The sequence below is a fragment of the Ideonella sp. A 288 genome (assembly GCF_002198735.1).
Classification (GTDB): Bacteria; Pseudomonadota; Gammaproteobacteria; order Burkholderiales; family Burkholderiaceae_C; genus Pseudaquabacterium.
The window spans coordinates 76,080-90,519 of record NZ_MWLO01000118.1; the positions used below are offsets into that span (position 1 = coordinate 76,080).

The window sequence follows — 14,440 nt, forward strand, 5'->3', positions numbered from 1 at the left end:
TGCCGGCTCAGGCCCGCCGGATGTGCCGGTCGGCCTGCTGCCGGGCCAGGTGGGCGCGGCGGGCCGGTGGCGCCAGCCGGGCCTGCAGCGCCGTCGGCGTGAAGGGCTTGGCCAGGTAGTCGTCTGCGCCGGCCGCCAGGCAGGCCTCGCGGTCGCCCGGTGCGGCGTGCGCGGTGACGGCCACCACGTGGCTGCGCGCGCGGCCGGTGCGCTGCTCGATCTCGCGCAGCATGGCCAGCACCGCCAGGCCGTCCATGCCGGGCATCTGCCAGTCCATCAGCACCAGGTCGAAGGCTTGCGCGCGCACACGGGCCAGGCCGGCGAGGCCATCCTCGGCCACCGTCAGCCGCGCGCCGCTGCCGGCCAGGCACTGCACCATGAACTCGCGGTTGGTGGGGCTGTCCTCGACCACCAGCACCTCGAGCCCGGCCAGCGATTCGGCCTCGTCCGGCGCCGGGCGCGCGGCGGCAGCGGCTGCGGCATCGGGGGTGGCCGATGCCGGTGCGCCGGCCAGCGCCGGCAGGTGCATCGGCAGATCGAACCAGAAGGTGGAGCCCTCGCCCGGCTGCGAGCGCACGTCGATGCGGCCCTGCATGGCCATGCACAGCTGCTGCGCGATGGTCAGGCCCAGGCCATTGCCGGCGAAGCGCCGTGTCGACGAGCTGTCGGCCTGCCGGAAGGCCTCGTAGATGTGGGGCAGGAACTCGGGCGCGATGCCGGTGCCGGTGTCGGCCACGCTGAGCCGCACATGGTCGTCGGCGGTCGGCGCCACGACGACGCGCACGCTGCCCTGTGCGGTGAACTTGAGCGCGTTGCCGAGCAGGTTGGTCAGCACCTGCCGCGTGCGCAGCGCATCGCCGACGAGGTGCTCGGGCAGCGTGGGGTCGATGTCGAGCGTGAGCACGATGCCGCGGCTGGCGGCTTCGTCGCGGAACATGTCCACCGTCTCGCGCACCGTGTCGCGCAGCACGAAGGGCAGGCGCACCACGCGCAGCTTGCCGGCCTCGATGGACGAGAAATCGAGCAGGTCGCTGATGATGTCGGCCAGCGACCGGCCCGAGCTGCGCACCTGCGCCAGCAGGCGCTGCTGGCGCTTGTCCAGCGGCGTGCGGGCCAGCACGTCGGCCAGGCCCAGCACGGCGTTCAGGGGCGTGCGCAGCTCGTGGCTCATCACCGCCAGGAACTGCGACTTGGCGCGGCTGGCCTGCAGCGCGTCGTCGCGGGCACCCACCAGCTCGCGCTCGCGCGCGGCCACGGTGCGGGCCAGTCCGTTGAACCCCTCGGCCAGCACGGTGATCTCGTCGTCGGCGCCGGGCTCGAGCGGCACGGTGGCGGCCGCGTCGCCCTGCCGCATGCCCTCGACGGCGTCGACGATGCGGCCCAGCGGGCGCACCAGCACGCGCGACAGCACCGCCCACAGGGCGCCCAGCACCAGCAGCACCACCAACAGGCCGATGCCCGCCACCCGCAGGAGCAGGGTGTTGAGGTCGTCCCGCAGCGCCGCCAGCGGGAAGCCCACCACCACGGTGGCCGCCCGCGCGCCGTTGGGCGAGAACACGGGCGACAAGGAGAGCTCGACACTGCCATCGAGCGTGCGCAACCGCGGTGCGCTGGGCTCCGAGGCCGACGGCGAGCCGACCAGCGGCGGCAAGGCCGGGGGCGGCTCGTCGACGCGCTGGCTGCGGAACAGCACCGCGCCGCCCGGCTCGAGCACCATCGCGAACGACAGGCCGCCGTGGCGCGCCAGGGCCTCGTCGCACTGCTCGTCGAAGCCCTGCAGCTCGCTGAGCCCGATGTCCATCGCCAGGATGCGCTCGAGCTGGATCGCCAGCGCATCGGCGATGGCATGCGAGCGCGAGACCTGCGCCACGGTCTGGCGCTCGACGAAGAAGTAGGCCGCCACCGCCGCGGTGGCCACCACCACGGTGAGCAAGGCGGCCGCCGTGGCGGCCAGCACCTTGCCGCGCAGTCCGGTGCGAAACGCCGCCCGTGCCATCACACGCCCTTGTTGTCCCAGGCGAACTGCCGCACCACCTCGGACGACAGCAGCAGCCGCGCCCGCACCGACAGGCCGAGCTGGCGCGCCCGCGCCAGGCTGATGGCGGGGTGGCCCTTGGTGGTGGCCTCGACCGGCAGGCTGGACGGGGTCTGGCCGTCGACCAGGATGGCCCGCGCCAGGCGCCCGGCGGCGCGGCCCTGCTCGAGCTCCGACACCGTCATCGAGACCAGGGTGCCGTGGTGCACCCGGTCGATCCAGAAGCTGGCATCGGGCAGCCGGCTGTGCTCGGTCACCCAGCGCGCCACCTCCGGGTAGGGCACGGTGCCGCCCTGGGCGGCGGTGAGCGTGAGCACGCCGAGGTAGAGCACGGCATCGGCACTGCGGGCATAGCCGAGCACGGTGCGCTGGAACTCGGCGAAGGTGGCCACGCGGTCCACCGACGCGAGCGTGAAGCCGGGCACGCGGTTGGCGCGTTCGCGGACGCGGCCGATGACGGTGTCCCAGTAGCTGCCGTGGTCGGAGATGACGGCCAGGCGGTGGGCCTCGGGCACGATGCCCTGCAGCAGCCGCAGCGTCATCGACACATGCTCGCGCTCGAGCACCCCGGTGATGTTGGGGGCGCCCCGCAGGCCGTGCAAATCCAGGTCGCGGTTGACGCCGCTGAAGACGATCGGCAGGGGCTGGCCGGCCAGCGGCCGGGCGACGTGGGCCACCGCATCGTCGTCGGACAGGTAGACGAGGTCGGGCTTCCACTGCCCGATCAGTTCGAGGGCCAGTCGGCCCCGCTCGGCCTTGGCCTCGTCGGTGCGGTGGCGCTTGGTGTCCATCTCGAACACCTTCCACTGGGCCTGCGGCAGGGCGAGCGTCTCGCGGAAGCCGTCGAATTGCCCGTCGGTCCAGCGCCAGGGCGATTCGAAGCTCATCACGTGCAGGATGCGGGGGGCCAGGGCCACCGGGCGCGGCGGCGCCGACGCGGGCTGCCCCAGCGCGGCCACCGGTGTGGCCAGCGCCAGACCCAGGGCACGGCGGCGCAGGCGCCGGTGGTTCGGTGGGTCGGACGCGCGCTCTGTCGTCGGGGGTGGCATGAACTCGGACGCATCGCGCCGGTATGGGGTCATCATACCCAGCGAACGCGGCAGGCCGCCACCCTGCAGGTGGGTGATTCGGTGCAGGCCACCTGGCGTCGCATGGCCCGACAGGGCCACGCCGACACCGCCCGGGCCGACGTGCCGGCCGGTCCGGGCGCCCCCCCTGACTCGGTGTGCAGCACAAGAATCTGCGCGCCGCCCTGTGCACCGGCGCGGCGGCAACGCAGAATCGGCCCCGCTGTCCACCACGATGAGCGAATCCCCGCACCCCGGCACCGGACCCCTGTGGCAACGACAGGTGCGCATGCACCATGCCGGCCTGCCAGTGGCCGTGGGCACCGGCACCGTGCTGGCGTTGATGCTGCTGGTGGTGCTGTGGGGCAGTGCCGAGCGGACGAGCTTGCTGGCGTGGTACGGCGCGATGCTGGTCGCCGGCAGTGTCAACCTGCAGGTGTGGCGCCGGCACCGCGCGGCCGGACACGCCGACGCGGGGCCGGCCGACACCGCCGACCCCCGCTGGCTGCCGCGCTACCGCGCCTGCCTGGCCCTGCGCGGCGTGGCCTGGGGGCTGTGCAGCCTGCTGCTGTGGCCGGCGGTGGAGACCGGCCTGCAGACGCTGCTGGTCACCGCGCTGATGATCGTGTGCGCGATGACGCTGGCCGCCACCCCGATGGACCGGCTGGGGGCGGCCCTCTTCGTCGGGCCGGCGCTGCTGCCGCTGCTGGCCCGACTGTTGGCCAGCGGCCACACGCAGGCGCTGGTGCTGGCGCTGATGCTGCTGGTGCTGCTGGTGGGTGTGGCCCTGACGGTGCAGAACGCCCGCCGGCAGCTGATGCGCTCGGACGCCCGGCGCACCGCCGACGCCATGCAGACCAAGGCCGTGCTGCGCAGCGAACAGCAACTGCGCGAGGCCGAGCACCTGGCCGCCCTGGGCAGCTTCGACTGGCAGATCGACCTCGGCCAGTTGCATTGGTCGGACCAGCATTTCCGGCTCTGGGGCCTGGAGCCCGGCACCGTGGTGCCCACCTACGCGGTGTACCGCGCCGGGCTGCACGCCGACGACCGCAGCGCGGTCGAGGCCCTGCTGGAGCGGGCCCTGACGGGCCCCACCCGCTACGACTGCACCCACCGCGTGGTCGGGCCCGACGGCTCCGAGCGGCGCATCCACGCGCGCGGCGAGGTGTTCTTCGACGCCGCCGGGCGGGCCCAGCGCATGATCGGCACGGTGCAGGACATCACCGAGCGGGTGCGCGCCGAGGCCTCGCTGCGCATGTTCGAGTTCGTGGTCAACGCCATTGCCGACCCGGTGAGCGTGGTCGACGAGCGCCAGGCCTACCGCATCGTCAACGACGCCTGGTGCCGCAACAACGGCCTGCCACGCGAGGCGGCCGTCGGCCGCACGGTGGAAGAGGTCTTCCCGGTGGTGACCAGCCAGCGGCGGCGGCAGGCCATCGTCGACTGCATCGCGCAAGGCACCGAGCAGGTGGTGCGCGGTCCGAGCCCGAGCCTGCACACCCGCGACCGCTTCCTCGAGACGCGCTACTTTCCGTTCATCGACCCGGCGGTGGACTGGCGCGGCGTGGTGATGATCTCGCGCGACATCACCGACGCCGAGGCCAGCCGTGCCGCGCTGGCTTCGAGCGTCGAGCACCTGAGGCTGACGCTGAACACCACCGGCGATGCGATCTTCGCCACCGATGCACGCTCGCCCCACGAGCCGGTGCTGTTCGCCAACGAGAAGCTGCTGCAGCTGTGGGACATCCCGGCCAGCGAGGGCAGCCGCGTCACGCCGGCGATGATCATCGCCCACGCCCGGTCGCACTTCGTCGATCCCGACCGGGAGGTGGCGCGCATCGCCGAGGTCATCTCCAGCGGCCTGCCGCAGGAAGACCGCCTGACGCTGCGCGACGGGCGCGTGCTGGTGCGCCGCTGCATCCCCACGTTGGAGCTCGGCCGGCAGGTGCGGGTGTGGGGCTTTCGCGATGTCACCGCCGAATCGCAGGCGCTGCAGGCGCTGCGCGAGGCCGAAGCGCGGCAGCGGACGCTGCTCGATGCCTTCCCCGGCTACATCACGGCGCTGGACGAGCAGCTGCGGTACCGCTACGTCAACGCGCGGGTGGCCGAGCTGCTGGGCGTCGACCCTCAGCAGGTGGTCGGCAAGCACCTGACCGACCTGCACCCCCCCGAGCATGCCGAGCACCTGGCCCGCGGCCTGCGCCGCGCCTTCGCCGGCGAGTCGGTGATCGAGGACCGGCACTACAGCGCCGTGCCCGGTCGCCCGTCGCGCGACCACCTCATCACGCTGGCGGTGGGCCACCAGCCCGACGGCACGGCGCTGTGCTATGCCTTCGGCACCGACATCACCACGCTGAAGGCCACCGAGGCCGCGCTGGTGGCCGCACGCGACGAGGCCGAGCGCGCCAACCGCGCCAAGTCGCAATTCCTGGCCAGCATGTCGCACGAGCTGCGCACGCCGCTGAACGCGGTGCTGGGCTTCGGGCAACTGCTCGAGCGCAATGCCGGCGGGCGCCTGACCGACAAGCAGTTGCACCAGGTGCGCGAGATCCAGCGCGGCGGGCAGCACCTGCTGGCCCTCATCAACGACCTGCTCGACCTGGCCCGCATCGAGGCCGGCCGCATGGACGTGAGCATCGAGCCGGTGGCGCTGCCCTCGCTGGTGGACGACTGCGTGCAGCTGATGCAGCCGGTGGCTGCGCGCCACGGCATGCGGCTCGAGATGCCCTCGGTGGAAGACTGCTCGGTGGTGGTGCTGGCCGACCGCATGCGCTTGAAACAGGTGCTGCTGAACCTGCTGTCCAACGCGATCAAGTACAACCGACCCGGTGGGCGCGTGCGCCTGGCCTGCCGCGCGGTCGACGGACAGGCCCGGCTCGAGGTGCACGACGAGGGGCCCGGCCTGGACGAGGCCGCGCAGTCGCGGCTGTTCCTGGCCTTCGAGCGCCTGGGCGCCGAGAAATCGGGCACCGAGGGCACCGGCATCGGCCTGGCGCTGAGCCACCAGCTGGTGCGGCTGATGCACGGCGAGATCGGCATCGACAGCGTGCCCGGCCAGGGCAGCTGCTTCTGGGTGCGGCTGCGCCAGGCCGATGCCTGGTCCGCGCAGCCTGGCCGCCGCGATGCCGAGGCCGAGGCGCCCACTGCCGGCGGCGCGCCCAAGCTGGTGGGCAAGGTGCTGTGCATCGACGACAACCCGGTCAACCTGGCGTTGATGGAGGGCCTGCTCGACGAGCACACCGGCCTGCGCGTGTGGACCACCGAGCACCCGGCCGAGGGCATCGAGCTGGCCCGCCGCGAGCGCCCGGACCTGGTGCTGGTGGATCTGCAGATGCCCGGCATCGACGGTCAGGGCGTGCTGCGCCGGCTGCGCGCGGATGCGCTGACCGCCGCCATCCCGGTGATCGCGATCAGCGCCAACGCCATGCCCGAGACGATCGAGGCCTGCCTGCGCGAGGGCTTCGCCGACTACATCACCAAGCCGGTGGACGGGCCGCGCCTGCTGCGGGCGATGCGGGCGACGCTGGGCGGCAGGGGCTGATCACAAGCCCTGTTTGGAGCGCGTCAGCAGCGTGGCCACCTCGAGCGAGGCCTGCGCGAAGCGCGAGCCCGAGCCGATCAGCCGATCGGCCTCGGCGTAGGCGCCGGCGTTGATCTTGCGGGCCACGTCGCCCGCGGCCAGGTGGAAGTCGGCGTGCCGGTCGATCAGGGCGGTGAACATGGGGCGGCCGCCCCACTGGGCGCCGCCCGGGCCGTGCAGCCAGCGGCCGAGCGGGCACTGGTCGTCGCGGCAGATCGTGTCGGCGTCCAGCCGCTGGTGCTCGGCGATGGCCGCGCGCAGTTTCACGCGCCACTGGCGGTGGGCGTCGATGGCCTGGTCGAAATCGAAATCGGGCACGCCCTGCGCCGCGCCAGGGCCGGCGGCGCTGCCGCCACCGGCGGGCGCATCGGGCAGCTTGAACCGGTCGACGTCGCTGGCCAGCATGTGGGCCTGGTCCTTCATGGCACCGGCCGCCGCGGCCGTCTGCTCCACCAGCGCGGCGTTCTGCTGGGTCATGCGGTCGAGGTCGGCGACGGCCTGGCCGATCTGACCCACGCCCGATGCCTGCTCGCGCGCGCCGGTGGCGATCTGGTCGAGCAGTTCGTTCACCTGGCCGGCGTTGCCGACGATCTGCTCGATGGCGCGGCCGGCCTCGCGCACGATGCCGGTGCCGGTCGTCACCTTCTCGACGCTGGCCCCGATCAGCGCCTTGATCTCCCGCGCCGCGGCAGCGGACCGTTGTGCCAGCTGCCGCACTTCGCCGGCCACCACGGCGAACCCACGGCCCTGCTCGCCTGCGCGCGCCGCCTCCACCGCGGCATTGAGCGCGAGGATGTTGGTCTGGAAAGCGATGCCGTCGATCACGACGATGATGTCGGCGATGCGGTTCGAGGCGCCGTGGATCTCGGCCATCGTCGACACCATCTGCTGCATCACCTGTCCGCCGTGCGTGGCCACCTCGGCATTGCTGCGCGCCAGGTCGGCGGCCCGCATCACGTGGTCGGAGGTGTGGCGCACCGTCGACGAGATCTGCTCCATCGACGCGGCCGTCTGCTGCAGGTTGGCCGCGGCCTGTTCGGTGCGCGACGACAGGTCGAGCGCACCGCTGGCAATGTCGCTGCTAGAGTGCACGATGTCCTGGCTGGCCAGGCGCACGCGCGTGACGGTGTCGCGCAGGCTGTCCTGCATGGCGCGCAGGCTCATCATGAGCCGGGCCGACTCGTCGGTGCCCCAGGGCGAGGGCTGGGTGGTCAGGTCACCGCTGGCCATCGCGTTCAGGTGGTATTCGGTCTCGCGCAGGCCGCCGTCCATCACGAGGTAGAAGCACCAGAACAGGTAGCAGCCGAAGGCCAGCGCGGCCACCACCACCACGACGCCGACGCGCCAGCGGGCCTGCGCCGCGGCCAGCACGTGGTCGACGTAGATGCCAGAGCCCACCACCCAGCCCCAGGGCGCGAAGCCCTTCACGTAGGAGACCTTGTCCACCGGCTGCTCGTGGCCGGGCTTGGGCCATTGATAGGCCACGAAGCCGTGCCCGCCACGGCGCACGGTGTCGACGAAGGCCTGAAACAGCGCCAGGCCGTTCGGGTCCTTGAACGCAGCCATGTCCTTGCCGTCCAGCTCGGGCTTGACGGGGTGCATGACCATGCGCGGCGCCATGTCGTTGACCCAGAAGTACTCGGCGCCGCCGTCGCCGTAGCGCATGCGGGCGATGGCCGACAAGGCCATGGCCTGGGCCTGTTCGCGCGACAGGCGCCCCGAGGTCTCGAAGCCGTGGGCCCAAGCCAGCACGCCATGGGCGAGCTCGACGTGCTCGCGCGTGGAGGCCTTCTCGGCCTCCAGCTGGCCCCGGTAGTCGCCCAGCGCCTGCCAGGCCAGCAGGGCCAGCAACGGCAGGATCGCGGACCAGGTGATGATCGTCGCCTTGGTCCGGAAGCCCAGCTGCCGGAACAGCCGGACGCCCGGAGCCCAGATGCCGTGGTGGGCAAAGAAGCCCTGCGATCGGGCGCTCGCACGGGCGGCGGGTGGGCTGGGGGAACGGCGGGTCATCGACATGTCCTGGCGGCTGGCGTCGCACCACAGTGGTACGCCGACAGTGTCGAATGGCCTCGAATGCTCAGATCGCCCGATCAGGCCTGTCGGGATCTCTCAATTAATGCCTTTTCATGGTGCACGCGGCGGGGACCCCAGGGCCCGGCCGTTGGGCGCAGAACCGTCGCGCCGACGCCGTCCGACACGCCGTCCGACACGCCGCCCGCGCGGGCCGGCCTGCGATCAGCCAGCCGCCGCGTCCAACGGCCACATCGGCCGCCGCCGCTTGCGGTAGGGCAGCTGGCGCAGGTCCTGCGTGACCACGCCGGGCGCCGCGGCGTACAGCACCTGGCGGGCCAGCGGGGCGTAGGCGGCGTGGAAGTGCTGCGATGACTTGACGACGACGACGCGGCGCGTGGCCAGGTCGCAGCCCAGCTGGGTGAACAGGTCGGTGCCGATGGCCTGGTTGCGGATCGTGTTGAGCACTACGTCGACGCCGCCGGCCGGTGCGCCCACCCGCACCAGCGCGCAGTCGCCCATCGGCGTGGGCGCGCCCGACAGGCCGCTCATCACCATGTCGCGCCGCAGCGCCAGCACCGTGCAGTCGGCATCGAGCGGGTCGCCCGACAGCGGCCCCACCTTGCCGCCCAGGCGCATCGGCAGGGTGGCGCCGACGCCGGCCTCGAAGGCGATGCGCACGGCGCCGGGGTCCCACAGCGGGCCGAGCGCCGCGCCGGCGATGCCGCGCTCGACGAGCCGCCGCAGGATGAAGGTGGCATCGCTGGCGGCGCCGCCGCCGGCGTTGTCGGCGCCGTCGGCGATGACCACCGGTCCGCCGTCGGGCGCGGTGGTGAGCGCCAGCGCCTGATCGAGCGCCTCGTCGACGCCCAGCAGCGGCGGCGCCAGCGCCTCGCGCATCGCGAACAGCTCGTCGGCCAGTTGCCGCGCCAGGCGCTCGGCCGGCGTGCGGTCGCCGTCGGCGTACACCAGCAGCTTGGTGCCCATGTCGGCGGTGTCGCCCCAGGGGAAGCCGTGCGTCAGTGTGATCGACAGGATGCCGCCCTGCCCTTCGAGCGCCATCAACCGGTCGACGAAGCCGCGCGCCGGCGGGCGCGTGGTGTGCACCACGGTGATCATGTGGCAGTCGGCCACCGCGGGCACCGGGTGGATGCGGCCCTGCACCTGCGCCTCGCACAGGTCGACCAGTTCGAAGGCGCGCGCCAGCACGTCGGTGTGCGGGTACTCCTTGAAGGCGATCAGCAAGTCGGCGTGGCGGACCATCGCGTCGCTGAGGTGGTGGTGCGGGTCGAGCTCGGCGCCCACCACGACGCCGGGGCCGACGATGGCGCGCACGCGGCCGAGCAGGTCGCCCTCGCAGTCGTCGTACCCATCCGCCACCATCGCGCCGTGCAGGCCCAGCACCACCATGTCCACCGGCAGCGCGGCGCGCAGGTCGGCCAGCAGTTCGTCGCGCAGGGCCTGGTAAGCCGCGCGGGTGGTGACGCCGCTGGGCTGCGCGCTGGCCACCAGGCCCTCGACCAGCTGCCAGCCACGCTCTCGCGCGCGCTGCCGCGCCGCCCACAGCGGGCCGGCGAACAGGGTGAGGTGGTCGGGGTGCGTGCCGGCCTTGAAGGTGCCGCGCTCGAGGAACGAATCCAGCCCGGTGGGCATCGGCGCGAAAGTGTTGGTCTCGGTGGCCAGCGAGGCGGTGAAGACTTTCATGGTCCTCCGTGGGTCTTGGCCAGCGCCTGCTCGATGCGGTGCCGGGCGACGCGGGTCTTGGGCACCGGCAGGTCGAACCAGCGGCGCACGTCCTGCTCGAGGCCGAGGCCGTGCATGTAGTTGTACAGCGCCTTCTTCAGGCCCACGCCCAGCGCGTCGTGGTCGGTGCCGGTGGGGTCGGAAAAGCCGATGTCGTTCTTCGCGAAGCGGCCCGGCGGCAGCGGCTTCAGGGTGACGCCGTACTGCTCGGGGTGCTGGCCCACCGGCGAGTGCACGGTGCAGGCGAAGCGGTGGAAGAAGCCCGACTGGATGCAGCCGGCGGCAAACAGCTGCCGCACGTACTCGAGCGCGTCCACCGTGTCCTGCACGGTCTGCGTCGGGAAGCCGTACATCAGGTAGGCGTGCACCAGGATGCCGGCGTCGGCAAAGCCCTTGGTGACGCGCGCCACCTGGTCCACCGAGACGCCCTTCTTCATCAGCGCCAGCAGCCGGTCGGACGCCACCTCCAGTCCGCCCGAGATGGCGATGCAGCCGCTGTCGGCCAGCTGCTCGCACAGCTCGGGCGAGAAGGTCTTCTCGAAGCGGATGTTGCCCCACCAGGTGATCTCGACGCGGCGGCGCTGCAGCTCGGCCGCCAGCGCCTTCAGCGACTTGGGCGGCGCGGCCTCGTCGACGAAGTGGAAGCCGGTCTGCCCGGTCTCGGCCACGATGGCCTCGATGCGGTCGACCAGCGTGCCGGCGGTGGCGGCGTCGTAGCGCGAGATGTAGTCCAGCCCCACGTCGCAGAAGCTGCACTTCTTCCAATAACAGCCATGCGCCACGGTCAGCTTGTTCCAGCGCCCGTCCGACCACAGCCGGTGCATCGGGTTGAGCATGTCCAGCAGCGACAGGTAGCGGTCGAGCGGCAGGCCGTCCCAGGTGGGCGTGCCCACCTCGTCGAAGGGCACGTCGGGCTCGACGAAATTGGTGTAGCGCACCTCGTCCGTGCCGGCCGGTCGCGAGAAGGTGCGCACCAGCCGGCTGGCCGAGCGCCGGCCCGCCAGGTGCTCGAGCAGCGCCAGCAGCGGGCGCTCGCCGGCGTCGAGGGTGACTAAGTCGATGGTGTCGAAGAGTCGCGGCTCGGCCAGCTCGCGCAGCTCGGTGTTGACGAAGCCGCCGCCCAGCACGGTGACGATGGCCGGGTCGTGCGCCTTGATCGACTGCGCGATGCGCAGCGCCGCGTACACCGCGCCGGGGAACGGCACCGACAGCAGCACGATGGTGGGCCGGTGGCGCTGCAGGGCGTCGAGCGTGAGGCGGTGCAGGGTGCGGTCGACCAGGTTGGGCGGCGCGGCCAGCGCCCGGGCCAGCGGGTCGAAGCTGGGCTGGCTCTGCGCCAGCGACTCGGCGTAGCGCACGAACTCGAAGCGCTCGTCCACCGCCTCGCGCAGCACGTCGGCGATGTCGTTGAGGTACAGCGTGGCCAGGTGGCGCGCGCGGTCGTGCGTGCCCAGCGCGCCGAAGGCCCAGGCCATGGGGTCGCCGCCGTCCTCGTCCACGTAGACGTCCAGCGAGGTGAAGCGCGGCCCCTCGGGCAGGAAGCCGCGGCCGGCGATGCGGTGCATCAGCGTGGCGTCGCGCCCCTGCAGGAAGGCGATGGTGGGACCGATGGTGGATTCATAGCGCGCGAACTGAGCGTCGAATTCGACCGCCCGCGGCGTGCGCTGCGCCGGCGGCAGCGCCACGATGGCCTCGCGCACCGCCCGCAGGCCATCGGCCGACAGCAGCGCCAGGATCAGCGCCAGGGCCAGGTCTTCCTGCACCGCATCGACGCCGCGCGAGCGCAGGAAGCCGGTCAGGTAGGCGGTGGACGGGTACGGCGTGTTCAGCTGCGTCATCGGCGGGATGACGGAGAGCACGCGGGCGGGTCGATCGGGGTGGTCGGGCATGGTGGCGGCAGCGGGGCCGCCCGATTGTCGGCGCAAGCGCCTGAGCCCCGCCGGGCCAGGCCATACCCGCGCTGGCTGCCTCGCTGCCTACCCCGGCGCGGCCGGAGCGCCGCCCGGCGCGGCGGCGTCCAGGGCCGGCGGCGGCGCGCCAGCCGGCGAGGCGGTTCGCCCGGGCAGCCGCAGGCGCAGCAGCGCCCCGCCGCCATCGGCGTTCTCGGCCTGCAGGCTGCCACCGTGCGCGACCATGATCTTGCGCGCGATGGTCAGCCCCAGGCCGGTGCCGCCGGAGTTGTCGCGGGTGCGGCTGGACTGCACGAAGGCGTAGAACACCGCCTCCAGTTCGTCCGGCGGGATGCCGGGGCCGTGGTCGCGCACCGTGATCTCGACGCCCTGCCCGAGGTGCATCGCCACGTCGACGACGCTGTCCTCGGGCGCCACGCGCAGCGCATTGGCCAGCACGTTGCGCAGCGCCTGCTGCAGCCGGAGCACGTCCACCTCCATCGGCAGCGGCGCGGCGGGCGCGTCCAGCCCGATCGACACGTCGCGCCGGGCCGCCTGGGCACGCAGCGCGTCGACCACGTCCGACACCAGCACCACCAGGTCGCAGCGCTCCAGCGCCAGCGAGCCTTCGGTGGTGTCGATGGTGGACAGGTCCAGCAGGCTGTTGACCAGCCGCAGCATGCGCTCGCCACCGTCCTGGATGCGCGCGAACATGTGCTGCAGGCGAGTGTTCGCCTGGGACATGGCGAACTGCTCGCCCAGCTCGGAGAAGCCCAGCACCGACTGCAGCGGCGTGCGCAGCTCGTGGCTGATGGTGGCGATGAACTCGCTCTTGGCGCGACTGCCCTGCTCGGCGGCCTCCTTGGCGCGCACCAGGTCGGTGATGTCGATGCGGAAGCCCACCAGGTGCCCGTCGGGCATGCGCCGCTCGACGATGCGCAGGGTGCGCCCGCTGTCGATGCGCTGCACCAGCGTGGCGTCGCCGCTGCGGTGCGCGACCATGCGCTCGGCCACCCACTCGTCGACGCGGCCGATCGCGTCGCGGTACTGGCCGCGCTCGGCACCGCCGCGCACGATGGACTCGAAGGTTGCGCCCGGCACGATCAGATCGGCCGAGGACGCGTAGATGGCTCGGTACTTGTCGTTGCAGAACACCAGCCGGTCGTCGGGACCGAAGAGTACGAAGGCCTCGTCGATGGCGTCGATGGCGCCGCGCAGCAGCCTCGCGCTGTTCTCGACCTCGGCCTGCATGGCGTGCAGCGCCGTGATGTCGAAGCGCACCGACACGTACTTCTCGATGCGGCCATCGGCGCCGGCGAGGGGCGCGATCATGCTGTCCACCCAGTACAGCGAACCGTCCTTGGCCCGGTTGCAGATCTGCCCCCGCCACGGACTGCCGCGCGCGATGGTGCCCCACATCGCCCGCCAGAACTCCGGCGGGTGCACGCCCGAGTTGACGATGCGGTGGTCTTGCCCGAGAAGCGCCTCGCGCGCATGGCCGCTGATGCGGCAGAACGCGTCGTTGACGTCGACGATGGTGCCCGACCGGTCGGCCACCGAGACGATGGCGTGGGTGTTCATCGTGAGCTTCAGCGCCTCGTGCTGGCGCCCCAGCGCCTGAAGGCGCTGCTCGGCCTCGGGTAGGCCGGCGAGCAGGCGGTCGCGCTCGGCCGTCGTGCGGTCCAGGGCGCGTTCGGCTCGGCGTCGCAGCACCACCTGGCGGCCCAGCGCCACGGCCAGTGCCAGGCCGGCCACCAGGGCGCCGGCCGTCCATGCGGGTGACAGCGCCGTCATCGCGCCGCCGTGGTAAGCCGCTCGGCGCCGGGCGCCGGGCGCGGGGCGACGGCCATGGCGCCCTCCGGCCACGTGGTCGACGCGGAACCAGGCGGTGGGTGCGCGAACGCGCAAGGGCGGCCTGTCATCGGGGCGGTGGTGGCGGCGGTGGGGTCGCAGGGGCGGACGCGCCCCTCGCGGGGTGGGCGTCGGTGGCCTGGCCGGGTGATCCATCGGGAGCCCCGTGGCGACATCGGGGGCGACGCAGGCCATGCTATCGGGCGCCCGGGCCGCCGAAGGCCCGATCAAGGGGGTGCGTCGGGGCCATCTCGGGGCCATCTCA

7 protein-coding genes are annotated in these 14,440 nt (G+C 72.7%); 1 reads left to right on the forward strand and 6 read right to left on the reverse strand.

Annotated features, from left to right (window positions below; genetic code table 11):
- Positions 1-7: 7 nt before the first annotated feature.
- Positions 8-1,996 (reverse strand): ATP-binding protein, encoded by a 1,989-nt coding sequence (locus tag EOINJALH_RS12915; protein ID WP_088280770.1) that lies wholly within the window; start codon positions 1,994-1,996, stop codon positions 8-10.
- Entirely contained in the window at positions 1,996-3,120 is a 1,125-nt protein-coding gene (locus EOINJALH_RS12920) for an ABC transporter substrate-binding protein (protein WP_199873356.1), read from the reverse strand. Before EOINJALH_RS12920 ends, EOINJALH_RS12915 begins: the two co-directional genes overlap by 1 nt.
- A 217-nt stretch (positions 3,121-3,337) precedes the next feature.
- On the opposite strand from EOINJALH_RS12920, the gene EOINJALH_RS12925 reads away from it, so the two are divergent.
- The gene (locus EOINJALH_RS12925) at positions 3,338-6,643 is read left to right on the forward strand and encodes a PAS domain-containing protein (protein WP_144290016.1); all 3,306 of its coding nucleotides are present in this window, start codon (positions 3,338-3,340) and stop codon (positions 6,641-6,643) included.
- Here the strand turns inward: EOINJALH_RS12925 and EOINJALH_RS12930 are convergent, their stop codons facing one another.
- The 4 genes from EOINJALH_RS12930 to EOINJALH_RS12945 all read right to left on the reverse strand — a co-directional run bounded on the left by EOINJALH_RS12930 (position 6,644) and on the right by EOINJALH_RS12945 (position 14,232).
- The gene (locus EOINJALH_RS12930; protein WP_144290017.1) at positions 6,644-8,692 is read right to left on the reverse strand and encodes a methyl-accepting chemotaxis protein; all 2,049 of its coding nucleotides are present in this window, start codon (positions 8,690-8,692) and stop codon (positions 6,644-6,646) included.
- Positions 8,693-8,917: 225 nt separating this feature from the next.
- Positions 8,918-10,396: a M81 family metallopeptidase gene (locus EOINJALH_RS12935; protein WP_088280773.1), complete on the reverse strand. Its 1,479-nt coding sequence runs from the start codon at positions 10,394-10,396 to the stop codon at positions 8,918-8,920.
- Positions 10,393-12,324, reverse strand: a complete 1,932-nt coding sequence (locus tag EOINJALH_RS12940) for a radical SAM protein (protein WP_088280774.1) — start codon at positions 12,322-12,324, stop codon at positions 10,393-10,395. The genes EOINJALH_RS12935 and EOINJALH_RS12940 overlap by 4 nt, the downstream gene beginning before the upstream one ends.
- A gap of 87 nt (positions 12,325-12,411) precedes the next feature.
- Positions 12,412-14,232, reverse strand: coding sequence for an ATP-binding protein (locus EOINJALH_RS12945; protein ID WP_158219745.1), 1,821 nt, complete (start codon positions 14,230-14,232; stop codon positions 12,412-12,414).
- Positions 14,233-14,440 lie beyond the last annotated feature (208 nt).

What these genes read in the sequence shown, in the direction of transcription:
- EOINJALH_RS12915 (WP_088280770.1), bottom strand. Translation starts at nt 1,996, where the DNA reads ATGGCACGGGCGGCGTTTCGCACCGGACTGCGCGGCAAGGTGCTGGCC.
- EOINJALH_RS12920 (WP_199873356.1), bottom strand. Translation starts at nt 3,120, where the DNA reads ATGATGACCCCATACCGGCGCGATGCGTCCGAGTTCATGCCACCCCCG.
- EOINJALH_RS12925 (WP_144290016.1), top strand. Translation starts at nt 3,338, where the DNA reads ATGAGCGAATCCCCGCACCCCGGCACCGGACCCCTGTGGCAACGACAG.
- EOINJALH_RS12930 (WP_144290017.1), bottom strand. Translation starts at nt 8,692, where the DNA reads ATGACCCGCCGTTCCCCCAGCCCACCCGCCGCCCGTGCGAGCGCCCGA.
- EOINJALH_RS12935 (WP_088280773.1), bottom strand. Translation starts at nt 10,396, where the DNA reads ATGAAAGTCTTCACCGCCTCGCTGGCCACCGAGACCAACACTTTCGCG.
- EOINJALH_RS12940 (WP_088280774.1), bottom strand. Translation starts at nt 12,324, where the DNA reads ATGCCCGACCACCCCGATCGACCCGCCCGCGTGCTCTCCGTCATCCCG.